Genomic DNA, 20,708 nt, shown 5'->3' on the forward strand with positions numbered 1-20,708 from the left:
ATACTACCATAAATAAAGGTTTTATATGGAAAATATTAAAATAAAATAATGTCTCCAACTAGAAGGGACATCGTATACGTGGATTAGTGATTGAGAAAACAATTCAAGGCGACACTTGTGGCACGATTCAACACAACATCAACGTTACGAAAAAGACAAACATCAGCCCAACCATTAGAGGTATAATGGATAAAGCTGTTAATTACACCCAGTACAGGCATCCATATTTGGGAGGGAATCATATGAAACTGCTAATTAAAGACGTCACAATCGTCACCATGCTGGATAATGATCAGCCATTTAGAGGAGATATTTTAATCGAAGACGATAAGATCAAAGAAATAAGCAGTCAAGTGCAAGAACAGGCAGATAAAGTCATTCAAGGGAATGGAAAAGTCGCGATGCCTGGTCTTATTAATGCGCATCAACATACGCCTATGAGTCTACTAAAAGGCTTTTCCGATGATTTGAAATTAATGGATTGGTTGGACAAAAAGATGCTCCCCGCCGAAAACAACATGACGCCAGAAGATATATACTGGGGTTGTAAACTATCCATGGCTGAAATGATCAAATCAGGCACAACAGCGTTCGCAGATATGTACGTACATATGAATGAGATTGCACAAGCTATTGACGAAGTCGGCATGCGAGCATCACTGACGAGAGGTTTAGTCTTCTTTGAAGATGATAAAGGTAGAAGACTCCGTGAAGCTATGGAGCTTATCGAGCAATGGCACGGCGCTGCGGAAGGAAGAATTACCACGATGTTTGGCCCACATGCTCCATATACTTGCCCTCCTGAGCCTTTAAAAGAAGTCATCCGTCTAGCAGAAGAAAAGAATCTACCCATTCATATCCACTTGGCCGAAACTAAGGAGGAAATTGTTAAAATAAGAGATAAATACAATCAAACTCCTACAGAGTACTTATATAACCTTGGATTGTTCGAAAAATCACATGTTTTACTGGCTCATGCTGTCCATTTGACTCGTAAAGATATTAGTTACTTGGTTGGCATGCGCGGTGGTGTTGCTCATAATCCTGTGAGCAATCTGAAATTAGGATGCGGCATTGCTCCTATCGTCGAAATGCTGAATCGTGGAATACATGTAGGACTAGGTACGGATGGAGCAGGAAGTGCTACAACGCTCGATATGTTCGAGGAAATCAAGACTGCTACTTGGCTGCAAAAATTAGACTATGGCGATCCGACACAAATTCCTGCTAAAAAAGCGATTCAACTCGCTACGATTAATAGTGCAGCACTGCTTAATATCGATAAAGAAGTCGGTACACTAGAAATCGGTAAAAAGGCAGATCTTATTTTGATCGATATAAATAAACCTCATTTAATGCCACATCACAACATCGAATCTCTAATCGCTTATAGCGTTAATGGTGGTGACGTAGATACAACGATCGTAAACGGAAAAGTACTTATGGAAAACCGCCAACTTCTGACGATAAATGAAGAGGAACTTCTTCAAGAAGCAGCAGTGCGTGCCAAGCGAATTGTAGAAGGAATTTAATAGATATGCACGCCTAAGGTAAGTTAAGCTGCCTCCTGTACTTTATGACTGGAGCAGCTTATTTTTTTATTTTTCAAAAAACAAGGAGTCCAGTTGCTCACAGCGGTAACAAGTGGTAGGCTATTAGCTAGCATTGAATTGCCAACTTAATAAGGGAGTTCACACATGACGATTACACACAAACGGAAGTTTATCATCTGGCTAGTACTTACAGTGGTATGGATGGGGGTTATTTTTTATAAATCCTCAGAGCCTTATACAGAGCAGGATTTGCGTCCAGCCTTCGCATCCTTAATCGAGGCGAAGACGCTGCAGAAGTATATACCTGAGCTTTCCTTTTATTACGATAATCAACTTATCACTTGGGAAAAGCCTTACGACTTCGTTGAGTTTTTTATTCGCAAAGCTGCACATGTCTTCTCCTTTGCGCTACTATGCTTCTTCGCCATTAAGACTCTCTACGCTACAAAGATGAAAGATTGGGCATCTATCGGTTTAGGTGGATTATTTTCATTCCTTTACGCTTGTTCAGACGAATGGCATCAATCGTTTGTCGTCGGACGAACGGGGCATATCGAGGACGTCATGGTCGACTCGATCGGAATTGTACTTATCGTACTCATCATGAGCATTCGTGCTTGGCGGCGCTGGTCCAATAGCTGATTCGTTCATGTAGAATCTTTCGTACGACAATGAAAGCTATCCACAGTCCGGTACGTCATACCGGTGCGGATAGCTTTCGGCGCATCATCTTCTCCTTTTAATTTGCGAATTTTCTACATTGTCATCTGTCCCTCTTCATAATGAGCTCGTTTTGACTTATCAAAAATGTGAAAGCTCAGCACAATCGCAAATACAATCGACACAACTGAGAAAATAATCGTAACGAGCTGCAAATCAAACCACTCCGCTAATATCCCCAATGCAAACGTAGCCATAATCTGCACGATGCTTTGGAACATCCCCTCAATGCTACCGAAGCGCCCCATAATGGAGGTCGGTACATTGTTCTGATAAAAAGTCGCGTAACCGGTATTGGAGAAAGACATAAAGAATCCAAGCAGGATAAAGCTTATCGTCGCGAACCAAAACCCTGAAGCACTGTAGAACATCGTATAGCCAATCGTTGTAAACAGCAGACCTACCGCTATGTACGTTTGAAGCGAGAATCGCTTCACCAAAATGGCCGATGCTGAAGCTCCAAGAAGAGCACCTATACCAGCCACGCTGACAATGACACCGTACAGTTGATCGTTCAAATGCAGATTCTGCTTAATGAACGTAACTTCTTGCGAATCGAGCGCAAAAAAGATCATAATTGCAATTTGATACAACAAATATATTTTGACAAAATAGCGCGAACGCAACATAAATTGCTGGACGAGCTTCCAATCCTCTATGATCATTTTCAAGCGAATCGGCTCCCGCTTCGCTGCATTCTCATCGCTAACATCAGGCAACATACCAATAAGGAATGCACAGATAAGAAAACTAACCGCGTTGATGATGACGCACCAACCTGTACCAATCAAAATAATCAGCACACCAGCAATCGCAGGACCGAGTAAGAAGGAGCCTGAGTTCATCATGCTCATAATGGAATTAAATCTCCTTCGCTCTTCTATTGCAACGAATTTGGTAATATAAAAGGTTGAGCTAGGTCCAAAAAAAGCAGAAGCTAGGCTACATACAAACACAATCGCATATACAGCCCATATGGATGACATTAATGGAATGAGGAAAATAAGCAATCCTCGAATAACATCCGCTGCAATCATAATTTTTCGCTTATTCATTCGATCAATGACTGACCCTGCCCACAAATTTGTAAACAGCTTTGCAATCGGGCCAATCATATATAAGCCCGCTACAGCAGCAGCTGAGTTCGTCATGTTCAACACAAGAATGTTCAACGCAATCAAATAAATCCAGTTACCAAAGTACGAAACCCCTATTCCCCCCAGAAGCAATGCATACTGCTTCCACCTGCCTACACCCTCATCCACAGCAATTTCCCCCTATATAAGTTACCGATCCCACTTCTATTATCGTGCTAGAAAGACGAAGGGAAATCGACAGATTATGTCGAATTAAAAATGAATAAATGATACTATTTTCATATAACGATGGAACTACTTTCATGCATGGCATTCATTATAGATGTAATTGAGATGTATATGGAAAGGAAGATATAAAATGATTATCGGTATCGATCTCGGAACTACTTTCTCGGCCGCCGCTTATGTGGATAAAGATGGAATTCCAGTCATTATACCAAACCGTGAAGGCAAACGAACATCCCCGTCCGTTATTTTATTTGAACAATCTGTGCCGGTTGTTGGGAGCAAAGCAAAAGACGAAGCACTCAATGATCCACTTAATGTGGTGCAATTTGTGAAGCGCCAAATCGGCAATACGAGTTATTCCTTTTTAAATGAGGCTGGCGAGGCATACAGCCCTGAAGAACTGTCCGCAATTATACTTAAACGTCTAAAGCAAGATGCGGAAGACCATTTGGGAACTTCTATTCACCATGCTGTCATTACCGTACCTGCCTACTTTGATGATGTGCAGCGCAAAGCAACGAAAGATGCAGGTAAAATAGCTGGCTTGAACGTCGTGAAAATATTGAACGAACCCACTGCTGCTGCACTAGCCTATGGCATCTCTCAGCAATCGGAAGATCAAGATGTGATGGTGTTCGATCTTGGTGGTGGTACATTCGATGTAACGATTATGAGTATATCCAATAAGGAGATTATCATTAAGGCTACTGGCGGTGATCGCAATCTTGGAGGCTTTGACTTTGACAATAAAATTATCGAATACGTACATAATCAATTTTTGCAAATGCATCAAATTGATCTGTATGATGACCCAGTAGCTTTGCAACAGCTAAGAGAAATGGCAGAAGAATGTAAGAAGTCGCTCTCCATATACCCTGAATCCAGCTTTATGCTGAGCAGTCAAGGTAAGACATTGAGAGTCGCATTGACTCGGGATAGCTTTGTAGAGATGATTCGACCGCTCTTGAATCGCACTAGCATTGTGATGCGTAATGTATTACAAGATTCTGGAATGGAATGGGCGGACCTTGAGAAAATACTGCTCGTTGGCGGATCAACACGCATTCCTGCTGTACGAGAATGGATTCTGGAAACTTCAGGAATTGTACCATCCGATGAATTACATCCAGATGAAGTCGTTGCCTTGGGTGCTGCTATCCAGGCAGACTTGCTGAACGATAAGCAATCTCGCATGATGCTCAAACCAGCTGTTGTAGACGTTAACTCCCATAGTCTCGGCATTATCTCATTAGATCCACAACATCGTGAACAAAACTCGATTATTTTGCCGCGGAACACACCTATTCCGGCGAAAAAGAGCGATGTATTTATTACGATGGAAGACCGGCAGGACAATGTATCCATCGTCGTAACCGAAGGTGAAGACACAGATCCTAATTATGTGAGAGTTATCGGTCAATCTACGATTCAACTAGATAGACCACCAAAAGGCCACGAGATACGAGTTACGTTATCTTACGATGCAGATGGCATTGTACATGTTACTGCGCAAGATGAGCAAACCGGCAAAGACATGGGCGAATTTATGATTGATCGCAAGTCGAATCTTTCAGAGCCTGCCATCGAAGACAAGACAAGACGGTTTACGGACTTAACTATAAACTAAGCAGAGGTCGAGGTACATGTCGAGTACAAATTTTTATAAAGAGTTGGAGTTGGATCCTACTCTGCCAGATCAAGAACTGGATCGGTCATTAAAAGATGTCCATCGCAAGTGGCAAACACGCATCAATGCTCCTTCATTGGAACGACGACAAGAAGCGGAACGGATGATTCAATTGATTGAGGCAGCGAAGCCCGTTCTATTGGATTCTACCAAGCGTAAGCAGTATGACGCTTCCATGTTGGCTGCACAAACGATTGAGAGACATTCGCCCGTAGAATCGTCCGTTACTTATGAAGTGTTGAGTGAAGGAACTGCTCATGCTCCTAGTACACAACATGGAACAAGCTATCGTTCGGCAAATCAAGTGAATGAGCAATACGAGGAAGACGAACCACTTACACCAATTGAGATTCTAATAGAAAAAGCTGCAGAATATACGGAAAATGAACGTTATTTTGAAGCAATAAAGATAGCAAATGAAGCGAAAGCAATTGATAGCAACGATGCTAGAGTGTACGCCGAACTCGCTTGGGCTCATCATGGAACGGAACAAACAGATAAGGCTATCACCGAAATAAAGCGGGCCATTGAACTGAACCCGTATTTCGCAGGACACTACTATAGTTTATCTGTCTTTTATAATGAACATCCGGTGTTAAACGATGGAGAATGTCTGCGGCTGAGTCAACAATGGCTGCGTGAGGCTTTGAGAAGAGATCCAGAGGATTTCTCTTTCCGCTTTCATCAAGCTTATATCCATCGACGGAATGAGCAATATGAAGATGCACTTCCTATTCTAGAAGATATTTATCGTAATTGGACAGATGAGCAAGCAGATGACTCCGACTTTGATTTCAATGATCTAAAAGATCAGCTTGCCTTAATTCATTACAATTTAGGGCAAAAATACGCCAAATATAGCAAGAAGACAAAAGAAGACTTCTATATTCGAAAGGAAGACGTAGACCAAGCATTTTATCATCAAATCCAAGCCTTGAAGTATGTAGTGGATAGTAACCAGCGTGCAGAAATCGATCTAGCCATTCGATACATAGAAAAATCGAAGCAGCGTATCTTTTTCGGTTCACGGTTCTCATCTAACATCAAGATTCCTATATTTCTTATTGTTTTTGCTATTATTGGACAACCGAATCTTAACACTGTCGGTTATTTCGGTGCTGCCATTCTTGTCTTGAGTGCTATATTGAACTACATTCCAAAATGGAAATACGATCAAATACACTATAAAGAGCCCTGCAAGAAACATAGAAACTGCAGATGCTCCTGCTAAAGCCGAACGAATTGCGACTATGATGAGGGCAAGAAAGGATGTTATTTACCTGTGAGCAGCAGCATCGTACCATTTGAATCATTTCGAAAAGAAATCGATAATCTGATAGCGCAGTTCCAATACAACGCAGCCTTATCGCGATTCGAGGAGTTGAAAGACGCTTATCATTCCTACGCAGATATGTACGACCTGTATGCAAATGTGCTGCAGCATAATCAAGCAGGACTACAAGCTGTTGAAGCCGCACAGCAAGCGGTTCGTATGAATAAAGGCTGCATCGATTATCAAATTACACTTGGCCGCTGCTACGAGCAAATTCATTACGTTTCGGAAGCTACACAAATATATGAGCAAGTAGTGAGCCAGCATACTATGCATCGGGACGCTTTGCTCGGGCTTTGCCGAATTTCCTTCGCGACAGGTGAATATAACAAAGGAGTTGATTACGCTCAACTCGTATGCAGCATGCATCCAGAAGATGCAGAGGCATGGCAGTTGTACGGCAAATGCCTACTAAAGGCAAATGCCGCAAGTGACCTACTCCTTTCATGCCTACATACTGCGTTATCGCTAGCTAGTCATGAAGAATTGGAATTTGAATTATTGAAAGCATTATATGAAGCAGGGCAGTACGAAGAGTGTCAGGTGAAATGCACAAGGATGCTGAGGAAATACCCGAATTCAAGTTATACGAATGAAGTTCGTCATTTGCTAATTCGCCTGAAAAACAATCCGCAGCGAACACAACAATCGGCACCTATTTTGAATTCACCATTACAAATTCATTTTGAAGAAATAAAGCAAACATTGCAGCACAAGCTGTATGACCAGAAATCATATAGCGAAAAATTGTGCCAAGCCTTTATGCGACCTTTTATGATGCGTAGATCTGACACACAGCTTAAAAATGCTATTGTCATTAGCGGCCAGGAAGGAACGGGCAGGCACTATTCACTTCAACTTTTATCGCAAGAAATGGTCCGCAAAGGGTATTTGCAAGAAGAGGGCTATCACGAAATGGATCTCAGCCTGTACGCTACACCCGATCAGATCGACTCTACTTTTCTATCGGATCTCTATGCTGCGTTAAATGGACATCCATCTATCATCGTGTTTAAAAACATAGAAAAGTGCCACTCTATTGCCGTTCATTACATCAGTCAGCTTATTATTGATCATCGTCTTCAACTGGCTAAACGATATTTATTCGACCAAAAGACGACATCCTTGCTTCAAATAAGCGGGAATTTGACAGTGGCTACGGTTGACGACCTTTATCCCAACGGGAAATATTTTGTATTCGTTTCAGAAAAGGAACCGTCCACAGTGCTTTCTTATTTCCCTAATGAAGCCGCTCTAAAAATAATGGATATGCTTGCTACAAAGCCACTGTCTGACGAATCATTGGAGAAAATAACGAAGAAATATTTAAAAAAGTATATCTCTCAACATACAGGTCATGTACGTGTGCTAATGCCTTCGGACTCAACTATCCCACAACTTATCGTGGCTAGACACAGCAAGAAAAGAGGAGCGCATGGCATCAAATCGTATATCGAACAGCATATTTACGAACCATTTTTGGAACTTATGGTAAAAGGTCAATTGGAGAAAGAAGTAGTTCTTGATCTTAATGCTAACGAGCAATTCGTACTAAAAATGGGGGCATTCATTCATGTGCTCGCTGCTAAGGACAACTTAGATTCGTCTTCTGCTCTAAAGGAAATACAGACCGAATGGAAGCAAATGATAGGTCTCGATTCTGTCAAAGCCATTATACAAGAACTAGAGGATCATCTGCGTATCCAGAAACTTCGTATCGAACAAGGCATGATTGTGAAAAAACAAACGCTGCACATGGTGTTCACTGGCAACCCAGGTACAGGCAAGACGACTGTCGCTCGTTTAGTCGCGAAATATTTAAAAGCTTCCGGCTTCTTAAGCAGCGGTCATCTTATCGAATGCAGCCGTAATGACCTTGTCGGGCAATACCTTGGCCATACCGCTAAGCAGACGAATGATCTCATACAAGCTGCCAAAGGCGGCATTCTTTTTATCGATGAAGCGTATGCATTAGCTCGGGACAAGAACGATTCGTTCGGGATGGAAGCCGTAAATACGTTAGTGAAAGGGATGGAAGATTATCGCGAAGACTTGGTCGTACTGTTTGCTGGCTACAAGAACGAAATGGAGCAGTTTTTGAAGAGCAATCCCGGCTTGCAATCTCGCATTAATCTTAACGTAGATTTTCCTGACTATACGCCACAGGAGCTGTATGAGATTGCATGTACCATCGCCAAGGGTCACGGCTATAGCGTTGCTGAAGCTTGTCGGGAACCACTAACAGAACGATTCAGCGACCTTCAAATACCAGGCAAGAATGACTCCGGTAACGGGAGGCTGGCCCGCAATATTATTGAACAAGCGATCAAACGCCAGTCTCAGCGGCTTCTACGCGAGCTTACTACAGTTAGACAACACAGCGCTCTGCAAATGTCACAATTGTTAATAGAAGATTTCGAATTGGATCAGAAGCAAGAAGTCGATATCGAGCAAGTTCTGGCAGAGGTAGTTGGATTAGAAAATGTCAAAAATGTCGTACGACAGCTTGAACGACAGTTAATTGCTAATGAGAAGCGGAAGCAAGCTGGCTATCCCGTTCAAACATCCCAATCGTTGAATATGATCTTTACAGGCAATCCGGGTACAGGCAAAACAACGGTAGCACGTATCGTTAGTCAACTGCTCCAGCAGATGGGTGTTCTGTCCTCTGACAAAATTGTTGAGGTGGATCGCAGTCATCTCGTCGCAGAATATGTCGGACAAACGGCAGTAAAGACGACAGACGTATTTATGTCCGCTCTTGGCGGCGTGTTGTTTATTGATGAAGCATATGCGTTAGCAAGTGATGGCGGCAGCTTCGGCCAAGAAGCAATTGATACACTAGTGAAGCTTATTGAAGAGCATCGCCATCATATTGTTGTTATATTGGCCGGATATGCATTGGAAATGAAGGATTTTTTGAAGAGCAATTCAGGCTTATCTTCCCGCTTCCCGCTCCACCTTCATTTTGACGACTATTCTATGGAAGAACTAACCGAAATTGCTGTTCGGATTGTGCATCAGAAAGGCTTTCAGATTACACCTGACGCACTGAAAGCACTCACGGTACAGCTTCGGTCGGAATCTCGGATTCGCGGAACCAACGCTGGTAACGGAAGACTCGCCCGCAATCTGATCGAACAAGCGATTCGCAAACAATCTGATCGCGTTTCTCGTATGGAAACCTATGAGAAAGAAGCCCTTATTATCATCGAACAAATAGATGTTGAGCCAGAGCAAAGACTAGATAAACCTGCATTCAACCTCGATGAGCAGCTGCAGCGCATCATAGGACTCGATCAGGTCAAACAGTTTATGCGCAGTATCCAAGCTGAGCTCGGCATTCGTAAACTACGTAAAGAGATGGGACTTCCAAGCTATGATCAAGCAACCTTGCATATGATCTTCAAAGGCAATCCCGGTACAGGGAAAACAATGATGGCCCGTGTTGTTGGCGCAATCATGCATGATCTTGGGATTCTTCGTACATCGAAGCTCGTAGAGACTGATCGTGCTGGCTTGGTAGCTGGTTATGTTGGGCAAACTGCTCTGAAAACACAGGAAAAGATTGAAGAAGCAATGGATGGCGTGCTATTTATCGACGAAGCTTATTCTTTGGCGAATGACGCTGACTCAGGCAGTGGATTCGGTAAAGAAGCTATCGATACACTGGTTAAAATGATGGATGATCATCGAGATCGACTCATTGTTATTCTAGCGGGCTACAGCGAGGAAATGGATTCTTTTTTGGCGATAAACCCTGGTTTACGCTCACGTTTCCCGCATATTATTGAATTCGAAGATTATTCTGCCGCACATCTCATGATAATCGCCGAAACGATGTTTACGGAACGCGGCTATGTACTTCAAGAGAGTGCCAAGCAGAAAATGGCTCTTATTTTCGAAAATGTTCAATACGATCCTACTTCTGGGAATGGACGTTACGTCCGCAATCTTTGTGAGAAAGCTGTACGTTTGCAATCAATGCGACTGTTTAACAACTCTACGCTCACAAAGGAAGAGCTTATCAACATTACAGCAGTTGACATCCAAGCGCTATAGCTAAAGCGCACAACGAGATTCTGTAAATACAAATTAGGCGGTCAACGATGACAAAGTTACTGAAATCGAAAAAGAGGAGTTTACGCTCATCCAGCCAAATGAATAGGATAGATTCAGGCTCTTTCACAACACTAACAACTGAACTGACGTATTCTCCAAATGGCATAGATTATAATCAAATGTATGAACAAGCCGAAGCGCATTATTCCAATCAACAATATGATGAAGTGGATCGACTCACCCGTCTACTGATAGACTCGGACCCATATCGAACGGAAGCTTGGGAACTCATTTCGCGCAACTACTTGCGGCAGGAACATTATAATGAGAGCATTCAATGTTGGGAAGAAGTCGTAAAGCTGAAGCCGAATGAGGTAGGCGTATACTATGCTCAATTGTGGCTGTATTTGCTTCACGAAGGAATGAACGCAGCAGATAAGCTGCAAGCTACTCAACAGCTTATGGACAAGATTAGAACGCTATTCCCTAACGACGAATCTTTTTCGTATGGAGATGCGCTCATTTATGGTCTGGCCGGTTCCGACTATGATCAAGCAATTGCTATACTTAAGGACATTGATTATTACAAACAGTGGGAAAGCCCTAATGTCTGCTACGATAAAGATGAGGTCAGAGAGGCATTGAGACGAATTTATCAGTTAAAAGCCTACTCTTATATGCATCATTCTCCAAGAGAGGACCTCTATGTAGCCGCTAGTCGCGAAGGTCTCTACGAGGCTATTACCTATATGCAGCTAGCCAGAGAATACGCAGATAGCGAAGAAGCAATAGCGGTTCACGAACAAGAAATTGCAGATATGATCAGTATGAAAGATGTGATGTTCAATTGGCAGAAGTTCATATATGTCACTATTCTACTCGTTAGACCGTTCCTTCTGGGAGACTTGCTTCTTCAAATCGGAATTATCCTACTTGCTCTCGTATTCTTCAAATTATGTTGGGAGCCTGGTTGGAAGATCAATTACGGGCGCGCACCGGGGAAACCTTATAAAAAGTGGTGGCATATCGTTTTTGTGACAGAGCTGATTATCCTTGGCTGCATCAGTTTGCAAGGTTTACTTTCTTAGCAGCAGTGAAAACATAGGACAGCAATGCGGATCATGTATCTCTATTAAAATTATCGACCCTGCTTTTACTTGCACAATTAGACATAGTAAGAGCGGGTTTAACTTATTATTATCTACAGCTCTTCTACAACTCCCCCATCGCAACTTCCATTCCTATTTTCATAAAAGCACCCCATGTTGTTTCTTATGAAGAAGGAATAGATAAAGCGCTATGTAAGATGATAGAATTACCCTTAAAGACTGATGCACACTGAGAAGAGGGTGATGTTATCCATACTCATTTGCTTAGTAGAAAAAGTCATTTCAATTGCTTCAAAATTGAACTTGCTCATGTTTTACTTACCTACGAGTATGAGACAGCTCATCTATTTTATAATGCTTATGAAAGTACAAATGCGATCAACCAAGAGCTCCTAATAGAAAGAAAGGGCTTCTGGCTCTTCCACATGGACTGTCTGAACGATAGCGACTTGGCCCAAGTTGGTGTACATTTTACAGATTTCGAAGGCTCTTCTACTGCGGAGGCAGCCCAATATATTGAAACTAATTTGCAGGCCGGAAATGTCGTGTTCTCTGGTGCCAAACCTAAGTATTTTCCCGAATTGCATTTTATGGATGGGGAATCCATGCATTACATTATCATCGAACAATTTACGAATAATCAACACGCCATAATCAGTGATATCAAAAACATTGTTAGCAAAACGTATGAAGCAGACTTTGTATTGCAAGTCACAGCTGATTCCCACTATCCTCTATTCTCACTTCATAGGAAAGATATTCAAATTACTCCAGAAATAATAAATGCATTCCATAATAGAGCAAGACAGTGTATTTTACATAATGAGGACGATGCAAGACTATTCGATCATGCGCTTGAAATCGTTAAAATGTTACCCTATTCTCCACTGGAAGCAGCGAAACCACTTCTCTATTGTCTCGGTCAAGTATTTATCATGCTCAGCGGATCAAGATATGTGTTTTCCTGCTATATGGAGCTCCAACCGGTGCCCGCTTACGTCGTAGATTTGTTAAGGCACTGCTCCGATCAAGCTGAAACCATCAAAAACATAATTATAAAAAAAGAAATTGAAATAAAAAATAAAACCACCAATCGCCAACTCCAAATCGACCAACTGATAGAGAAAATAGAAATGCTGCGTGACTATGAACGATTAACATTGTTAGCCTTGAAAAAAGAACTAGCCAATGAATAAGGACAACTCAACCTGCATGCAGCTTTCATACAAATGCCTATACATTCGGTGAAGTCTATTTCCCTAAAAGGATGGTTGTGATGGTAAATCCAGTTGAATTTTTAACAGAGTTAAGAAATTCGGATACGTTTATTGCTGATATTTATATGAAAGGTAGCTGTTACAAATTATTCAGAATTTTGAAATTGTTATACCCTCACTCCATCCCTTACAAATGCGGAAATGAAAATGACTATTATCACGTCATCACATCGATTGACAATGTGTTCTATGACATCAAGGGGATTGTTGATCCCCTTCAATATGACTCTGTTGTTCCTATGCTGATCGAGGATCAAGAAGAGTTCGAATGGTACTCATATAGTCGAATGTGGTATATTCCTGATTGCGAGGAATGTCCTGTCATGACCGCAGTTACTGCGCATCAACTGGAACCAGAAGAATGCTAATGTTGTCCTTCGTACAAGTTAAGGTCTCAAGCATCCTACAATATGGTGCACGGATTGTAGGATCGATGCTCACCATTCCTGCTAATCTATAACCAAGAAGGAGGTGGGAGTATGGATAGTCTCGAAAGGTTTAATCTTGCCTTGCAGTACATCGAAAAACATCTCGATGCTGAGATCGACTACACGGAAATGGCACGGATCGCGGCTTGCTCGGAGTATCATTTTACACGAATGTTTTCATTTCTAGCAGGCGTTACGCTCTCAGAGTACATCAGGCGCAGACGCCTTTCGCTCGCAGCATTCGATCTCACTACTAGCAAGGTAAGAATTATAGATGTAGCGGTAAAATACGGTTACAGCTCGGCAGATTCATTCACTAGAGCGTTCCACAGCTTACATGGAAAAACGCCGTCAGAAGCGAGACAGGACGGACAATTTCTAAAAGCATACCCACCTATGACCTTCCAACTATCGATTCAAGGAGGAAGTGAAATGAATTATCGGGTGGTTGAAAAAGAAGCGTTCCGTATTGTAGGGATTAGCAAACGAGTTCCTTTAATTTACAATGGCGTCAACCCAGAAATTGCAGTAATGTGGCAAAGCCTTAATGAAGACTTGATTCACACGCTGAAGCAACTGTCTAATGTTGAACCGTCAGGATTAATCAGCGCATCAACTAACTTTGCCGAAGGGCGACAAGAGCATGGCGAGCTGGATCACTATATTGGAGCAGCTACAACGAAGGATTGTCCTGACCATTTGACTCAGCTTGATGTACCTGCTTCTACATGGGCGGTATTTACCGCAGTCGGCCCATTTCCAGAGACGCTGCAAAATGTGTGGGGACGTATTTATTCAGAGTGGTTCCCTAGCTCCAACTACCAACTTGCTGAAGGACCTGAAATGCTCTGGAATGAGAGTAAAGAAGTAACTTCGCCAACGTTCAAGAGTGAAATATGGATTCCCGTAATGAAAAAGTAAGATTGGGAACAAAAAACGCATGTCTAGTTATTCGATAACTAGGCATGCGTTTTTTACTATTTGAAGATATAATCTCATTTACATCTCTGACCCGTTTGTAATTAAAGCAATAAATAAAGTCGGTACAGCATTCTCGTAGCTTCCCCACGAGTAACAGCCTCGCGAGCCTTAATCTGTTTATTAGTAGGAACGTCGATCAAATGCTGTTTTACAGCCAACGCCATCGTTCGTTTTGCCCAATTAGATATTGTTTTCTTGTCTTCGAATTGATTCAAGTAGACATCTGGATTCGATGGATAATAATAATTTTTCTTCTCATGCAAATATCTTGCACCTATCGCAATCATTTCTTCGCGAGCTATCGTCTTATCTGGCTTAAATGTGCCATCAGGATAGCCTTTGACGATATCCTTTTTCTCGGACGAAGCGATATAGGGATGATGCCACTGCGGAGACTGGACATCTGAAAAGCTCTCCGTGGCCGTTTTATCCAACGCGTAAAAAGCTTTAACTAACATCGATGTGAACTCTGCACGGGTTATCAATGTATCTGGTTCAAACTTGCCACCGGCTTTCCCTTTCACAATTCCTTTAGAGGCGAGAAATTGAACGGCTTGCTGGAGCTCTGGATCTCGACCCTCCATATCAGGGAAAGAGGTAGCATTATCACCCAAATAATACGTGCCAGGACGGTTAATTTCAGCTTCCACTCCATTTTTGTACGGATTGAACTTTCCACCGATCGGATCCGTCGTAGTCCCATCCGAATAAAACACACTGTTATTGGTTGCATCCGACTGACTCGCGGGCAAAATAAGCCCGATGTTGCTTGCTACACTCGGAAGCTCTCTTCCTTGTTCGTCTAAAAATTGTACGCGATATCCACCGTTCGTTTCTTTGACCAAATGAATAACGATAACAGGATACGAATGGAACAGACGATCTGCAGTCGCAACATGAATCATTAACTTCGCATCTCCCGCATGCACGGTAATATAATCGATATCTTTACGACCGATTAAGCTATCTTTATGCAGCATGAACGTATAACCATTTTGACCAGGTGAAGACAAAACTTCCCCATTAACAACTAACTCTCTAGCAAGAACAATTCCGCTTTCTGATAGCGATTGCTCCACCTCGGATTTAGCCGTTAGCGCACTACCAGCTATACGGTTCATCAACTCAGCGTTAATGACTACTTGTCCATTTACAGGAACCGGCTGCTCACTGCTTGCAGCTGTAATAACGAACTCTCCGGCCTGTGTCAGCCCCTCCACAATATACGGCTTCTGTTTGTCAGCGGCAGGTACCGTGCGCACAGCAGTGTAATACGTATCGCTCAGCCTATTACTGTCAGCCACATATAGCATAAAATAAGCGAATACGTCCGGATAACCCGTTCTAGTTCCGGTTGCCCGCACAATCGTCTGCCCCGGTTTATTCGCTACTACGACTGGTGTACCATTCACATACGAAATGCTCCCTATACTCGGATCATCTATCGTGTAAGTTACATTGGTCCCAGGTAGCAGATTGTTAACCGCAATAGACTGATTTCCACCAGGCGGGAGCATTGTGACATATGGATACAGGCTAATATCCGAAGCTGTTCGCACCCTTGGTTCGCTTGTTGTTGTCGTTGTCTTAGGTTTATCGCCTGTTTGTTTATCAGATCGTTTATCTGTATGGCTATCTGTTTGGGTGCCCGTTTGGCCTGCTTGGTTACCTACTGTTCCAGATTCTCCACGCTGCTCCATTCTTTTCGTGAACACAACAAGCTTAGGATAATCAGAAGCACTTTCCCACGCCCACAATGTCTGATCTTCTTTTAATACATGATATCTTTTTGGGCCACTTGGTTCCCTTTGATGTACAGAAACGATATTCTTCAGTTCGGGAAAGACCTTTTCACTTTCCAAAGACCAGAGCTGGCCATCCTTTCGGAATGCATACATTTTGTCGAGATTCGGATCTCTAAGAAAATCCAATTGAACAATCGTTCGCACGTCTGCTGCTGTATGTACTTGAACAGGAGCATTGTCGTCTCGATATGTTCGCCAGGACCAAACCGTTCCATCCTGCTTATAGGCATAACTTGTAATAGAACCTAAATCTATGTTGACAACATCACTAAGTCCCGTAATTTGTTCAACCGTTTTGCTGTTAGATCGGTTATGCGGAAAATACGAGCTTGATCTCCATTTCCACACCGAACCGTCCTTTTTAATTGCAAATACATGGCCTCCAATTGATTGTAAGGATACAACATCGTCTAGTAACTTCATTTGTTCCAGTGAGGATTTCGCATTTTTAGAGTTGCCTGTTCTCCTTCCCCACGTCCATACAGAGCCGTCAGATTTTAATACGAACAAAACTTTGTAATTACCATCGAATTTAGCAACGAATGAAGTCACGTTACTCAAATCTTTAATAAGCAGCGGATCACTCGTAGGATATGATAGATTATCTGTACGCTTGGCATCCCAATACCAGACGGTTCCGTCTTTTTTTAGCGCAACATATCCACGAATATCCTTACTGCTTCCACTTCCTCTAACATCGATCTGCTTTACATCTCTCAATCCTGGAATTTGTACCATATGAGCTTTGTAGACCGTGTCCGAAGTGTAATGGGATAATCCATTGTTGATATACCATATCCAAGCCGTTCCATCCTTCTTCGAAGATAGCACTTGCTCGTCAAGAATGTCGAAATCCTCGCCAACACGTGTATAGTGCTGCTCGCTGACGGCCTTCTTATCGCTTTGAATGGCTTGAACCGTTCCTGAATGAGTCGTCAAAATTAACATCAAGCTTACTAGTGCTGCCATGTACCGTTTCATTGTTGACCTCCACCCATTTCTCCTTCATTTCTCGGCATTCTATCTCCATAGCCCCTACAGTAAGCAGATTGCTTGTCCTGTTCTTCAATCCGCCTATTTACTAATATTTCTCTATTTATTTATCGGGTAAAGTGGATTGGAAAGTTAATATTTCCTAAACAATTAATAATATTGTAACTTTTTATAGTTATTGATTTTTAAAATATTTTTTAGAATTATAAATTTAACCAGAAACATTTTGTATCCTTTAGTAAGGATCGAATCAACTTTATATTTTTAGAGATGTATATATTCTCTATATGATTGTATATGAACATACTTTTACGTCAGTTGTCTATAATAACCCTTACACAAAGAGAGCTAGTACGTATGCATTTTATATTTGGTATTCAATTTACTGGAATATCTCCTGATATAATAATAGAAGCACACGTAAGGAGGAGCATTCATGTACCCTGTATTCATCCACCCTTGGAGCATAAGTGAAACAGAGGCATTTAACCTACAGCAGGAACTCGCTAAAAAAGTGATAACGGAAGATCAATTTGCAGATATCCATTATGTTGCGGGTGTAGATGTTGCATATTGCAGTCAAAGTGATCAATTAATTGCGGCTGTCGTCATTTTACATGCCGAAACCTTAGAAGTTGTTGAGTCCGTTGTTACTCAAGATACGGTTCAATTTCCATACATACCGGGATTGTTTTCATTTAGAGAGCTGCCTTCTATCGTGAAAGCATTTAACCTAATCAAGACACCCCCTCAGTTAGTTGTATGTGATGGACAAGGAATCGCCCATCCTAGAAGATTCGGGTTAGCCAGCCATTTAGGTATTCTTTTCGATATTCCGACGATTGGGTGTGGAAAAACGAAGTTGATAGGAGAATTCGAAGAACCCTTCATTCAAAGAGGCAACAGCTCATCCTTAACGGATAATGAAGAAGTGATAGGAAGTGTATTGCGCACTCAGGACAACATCAAGCCTATATACGTTTCCGTAGGTCACCGTATTTCCCTCTCTACAGCTTGCGAGTGGATATTAAAGCTATCGCCAACCTATCGATTACCCGAGACGACTAGACAAGCCGACCAGCTCGTCAGAATAACGTTATTGAAGCTGCAAGAAAAATAAAAGAAGGGCGGCTATTAAAGCTAACCGTCTGAGAATTTCGGAGAGAAAAGCTAAAGGAAAGGCATCCATCTCCCTAAAAAAAGGGAATTGGATGCCTTTTTTTAATTTATTTTTGGTAATTGTCTAGATAAAATTAATTTATTGAATTCATCCCATTCATTATAGCTTAATTCTATTCCTTGTTCATGTTCACTTACTGATTTGATTTTGCCACTTTCATACCAAATTGTTCTTTTTCCAATTGTTTGACCGTATTTCATTACTTCTTCAGATTTTAACTTACCACTTCTGTAGTACTCCCGAAACATTCCCTCTTTAAATCCATTTTTGTAAAAGCAAAAATACCTCAAACATCCATTTTCATATAATTCATAGGTTAACCCCGTAAATGGTTTTCCTCCTTCATCTTCAGGGTTATCTATGATTTCATCACTACAAGAAGTGAACCACAAATCTTCAAAATCAGATCCATTGTTTCTAATGTACTCTAGTGTATAAATATCATTTTCCATGTCGATGTTTTAATACCTCCGGTATAAATTTAGTACCCTTAGTTATATATTCACAGTGCGGGCATCGCGGCATTGAAGATCCAGCGGGCATTTTTTGTTTATTTTTTTGTGGATATTACATAAATCATAGAATCTTCTAAATCTGCATCTGGTCTTTCTAATAACGCTCTATTCAGTGCTTTAACTTCGGCATGCGATCCTGCTCCTGCTGTTATAATGTAACCTTTCCTTAATCTTCTTGGGAAACCACTGTTTCCCTCCGCTGTGTAAAGCGATGCATAAGCGAACCAACTTGCTTCCCCCGCGGATTGCTGTTTATCCACCTCAAGATGCACCTTGACCGTATCTTTGGCAACATCGAGTATCTTCCCTTGCAAAGAAGCGCCCACGATCTTATCGTTATAAATAAAGTTCTGACGCATACTCGGCTCCTTGGACAGCTCATAGCGGAACTTAAGCAAACCGCCATCCATGCGGGCATCAACCGCAGACACTTTCCAACGGTCGCCCCGGAACGTAATATTGTCGCCCATGTTAAACACTTTGCCGCTTTCCACCTTATAAACAAGGAAATCGTCGCTGTTAGAAATATGCTCACCGTTCGCAAGGGCATATCGGTATTCATTCAAATCTTTACGGTAATCGTAGATTTCGTTATGAATCTCGCCATTGCGGCCGATTGGAACACCGCAGAAAAACTTCGGCCCGTCAGTCGTCGCATCTGGAATTAATACCGCACCAAAGTGCGAAGCAAGACGCTTTATAAATTGCCAATCTGTCTCCTCGTACTGGACAAGGCATTTCGGAATTGTTTTATTATTGGATGCCATATCGATGCAATCTGAGTTGGAGTAAGGGGCGATGATGTGGTGGATCAGATTTTCATAGCTCATCGAAGCATGTTGGAAAAAACGGGTGCGATACTGGCCGGTTGAACGAAGTCAATTGCTTAAATAAAAAACAGGTTGATCATGGTCGCCTCTGACCATAATCAACCTTCTCAATGTAACGAGAAAAGATTATTTAAGATATACATTTTAATCATGATATGCATACAAACAAAATGATAAAGTTTTTATACAGTCACTATATTTTATTTACTTAAAATGAAGACAAATCAAACTTGGCACTTTCAATATTGGCATCTTTCCACTGAACACCATCAAGAGTTGCATTAGTAAAGTCAGCACCTGAAAAATCTCCACCAGATAGATTTGCTCCAGTTAAATTGGCGCCTCTAAAATTCGCATTGCTTGCATCAACACTTGCTAAGTTTGCATAAATAAAATCGGATCCTTTAAAGTTCCCAGCGAATAGAATAGCCCCTTTCAAATCAGCTCTATCAAAAAATGTACCTTCAGCAATTATTTCTGTTAGGTTTGCCCTGTGAAAAGTTGCTTCAAACAGAGTCGAATCTGATAGGTTCCCCTTTAGAAAATTAACTTCATTAAAACAAGTTCCTATACAAGTACTCAGTATAATTTGAGCATTTTTCATTTGCGCACCATGAAAATTTGCTTTACTTAGTATGGAATCCATTACTTCAGCCTGCTCTAGATTACTGCTACCAAAATTACTGCCTATAAAGGTACAGTCACGGAGAGAAACGTTGATTAAAGAAGATGCTCTAAAATTCACTTCATTAGCAATTAAGCGATCAGCCATCAGTTCCGATAAATCAGAAAAGGAGAGATCTGCATTTCCATTTATCTCCAAACCTCTTATAAGTTCATTATTGTACTGCGACCTGTTAATAGCCGCCATAATTTCGGATTTTCCATCGTTGCTTCCGCTCATAACCTC

General features: G+C 41.7%; 15 protein-coding genes. 10 read left to right on the forward strand and 5 right to left on the reverse strand.

Translation table 11 applies throughout. The annotated features are described in order from the left end of the window. The first annotated feature begins 242 nt into the window (after positions 1 to 242). Both IFO66_RS10750 and IFO66_RS10755 read left to right on the forward strand, forming a co-directional pair. Positions 243 to 1,532: an amidohydrolase gene (locus IFO66_RS10750; protein WP_192025145.1), complete on the forward strand. Its 1,290-nt coding sequence runs from the start codon at positions 243 to 245 to the stop codon at positions 1,530 to 1,532. Between the two features lie 165 nt (positions 1,533 to 1,697). Then, a complete protein-coding gene (locus tag IFO66_RS10755; protein WP_192025146.1) occupies positions 1,698 to 2,195 on the forward strand; it encodes a VanZ family protein in 498 nt (165 codons plus the stop codon). Positions 2,196 to 2,308: 113 nt separating this feature from the next. Here IFO66_RS10755 and IFO66_RS10760 read toward each other — a convergent pair whose 3' ends face one another. Further along, a complete protein-coding gene (locus tag IFO66_RS10760) occupies positions 2,309 to 3,538 on the reverse strand; it encodes an MFS transporter (protein WP_192025147.1) in 1,230 nt (409 codons plus the stop codon). A 190-nt stretch (positions 3,539 to 3,728) separates the two neighbouring features. On the opposite strand from IFO66_RS10760, the gene IFO66_RS10765 reads away from it, so the two are divergent. The 7 genes from IFO66_RS10765 (at position 3,729) to IFO66_RS10795 (ending at position 14,415) form a co-directional block, all read left to right on the forward strand. Next, positions 3,729 to 5,225, forward strand: a complete 1,497-nt coding sequence (locus IFO66_RS10765; protein WP_192025148.1) for an Hsp70 family protein — start codon at positions 3,729 to 3,731, stop codon at positions 5,223 to 5,225. Between the two features lie 16 nt (positions 5,226 to 5,241). Beyond that, the gene (locus IFO66_RS10770) at positions 5,242 to 6,516 is read left to right on the forward strand and encodes a tetratricopeptide repeat protein (RefSeq protein ID WP_192025149.1); all 1,275 of its coding nucleotides are present in this window, start codon (positions 5,242 to 5,244) and stop codon (positions 6,514 to 6,516) included. Positions 6,517 to 6,567: 51 nt separating this feature from the next. After that, entirely contained in the window at positions 6,568 to 10,680 is a 4,113-nt protein-coding gene (locus tag IFO66_RS24230; protein ID WP_192025150.1) for an AAA family ATPase, read from the forward strand. 47 nt (positions 10,681 to 10,727) lie between these two features. Then, positions 10,728 to 11,768, forward strand: a complete 1,041-nt coding sequence (locus IFO66_RS10780) for a tetratricopeptide repeat protein (protein ID WP_192025151.1) — start codon at positions 10,728 to 10,730, stop codon at positions 11,766 to 11,768. A gap of 470 nt (positions 11,769 to 12,238) precedes the next feature. Next, on the forward strand, positions 12,239 to 12,985 hold the full coding sequence (locus IFO66_RS10785; RefSeq protein ID WP_192025152.1) for a hypothetical protein: 747 nt from the start codon (positions 12,239 to 12,241) through the stop codon (positions 12,983 to 12,985). An 80-nt stretch (positions 12,986 to 13,065) separates the two neighbouring features. Next, on the forward strand, positions 13,066 to 13,434 hold the full coding sequence (locus IFO66_RS10790; protein WP_192025153.1) for a hypothetical protein: 369 nt from the start codon (positions 13,066 to 13,068) through the stop codon (positions 13,432 to 13,434). 111 nt (positions 13,435 to 13,545) lie between these two features. Next, positions 13,546 to 14,415, forward strand: coding sequence for an AraC family transcriptional regulator (locus tag IFO66_RS10795; RefSeq protein WP_192025154.1), 870 nt, complete (start codon positions 13,546 to 13,548; stop codon positions 14,413 to 14,415). Between the two features lie 101 nt (positions 14,416 to 14,516). Here IFO66_RS10795 and IFO66_RS10800 read toward each other — a convergent pair whose 3' ends face one another. Next, positions 14,517 to 17,261: an S-layer homology domain-containing protein gene (locus IFO66_RS10800; protein WP_192025155.1), complete on the reverse strand. Its 2,745-nt coding sequence runs from the start codon at positions 17,259 to 17,261 to the stop codon at positions 14,517 to 14,519. 448 nt (positions 17,262 to 17,709) lie between these two features. Here IFO66_RS10800 and nfi point away from each other — a divergent pair, with 448 nt between their 5' ends. After that, positions 17,710 to 18,393 carry a deoxyribonuclease V gene (gene nfi / locus IFO66_RS10805; RefSeq protein WP_192025156.1) on the forward strand — a complete coding sequence of 228 codons (684 nt, stop codon included), beginning with the start codon at positions 17,710 to 17,712 and terminating at the stop codon, positions 18,391 to 18,393. A gap of 101 nt (positions 18,394 to 18,494) precedes the next feature. Here nfi and IFO66_RS10810 read toward each other — a convergent pair whose 3' ends face one another. The 3 genes from IFO66_RS10810 to IFO66_RS10820 all read right to left on the reverse strand — a co-directional run bounded on the left by IFO66_RS10810 (position 18,495) and on the right by IFO66_RS10820 (position 20,702). Further along, positions 18,495 to 18,905 (reverse strand): toxin-antitoxin system YwqK family antitoxin, encoded by a 411-nt coding sequence (locus tag IFO66_RS10810; RefSeq protein WP_192025157.1) that lies wholly within the window; start codon positions 18,903 to 18,905, stop codon positions 18,495 to 18,497. A 98-nt stretch (positions 18,906 to 19,003) separates the two neighbouring features. Further along, a complete protein-coding gene (locus tag IFO66_RS10815; protein ID WP_192025158.1) occupies positions 19,004 to 19,735 on the reverse strand; it encodes a hypothetical protein in 732 nt (243 codons plus the stop codon). 271 nt (positions 19,736 to 20,006) lie between these two features. Beyond that, positions 20,007 to 20,702: a pentapeptide repeat-containing protein gene (locus tag IFO66_RS10820; RefSeq protein ID WP_192025159.1), complete on the reverse strand. Its 696-nt coding sequence runs from the start codon at positions 20,700 to 20,702 to the stop codon at positions 20,007 to 20,009. Positions 20,703 to 20,708 lie beyond the last annotated feature (6 nt).

Source organism: Paenibacillus arenosi (assembly GCF_014841135.1).
Lineage (GTDB): Bacteria > Bacillota > Bacilli > Paenibacillales > Paenibacillaceae > Paenibacillus_B > Paenibacillus_B arenosi.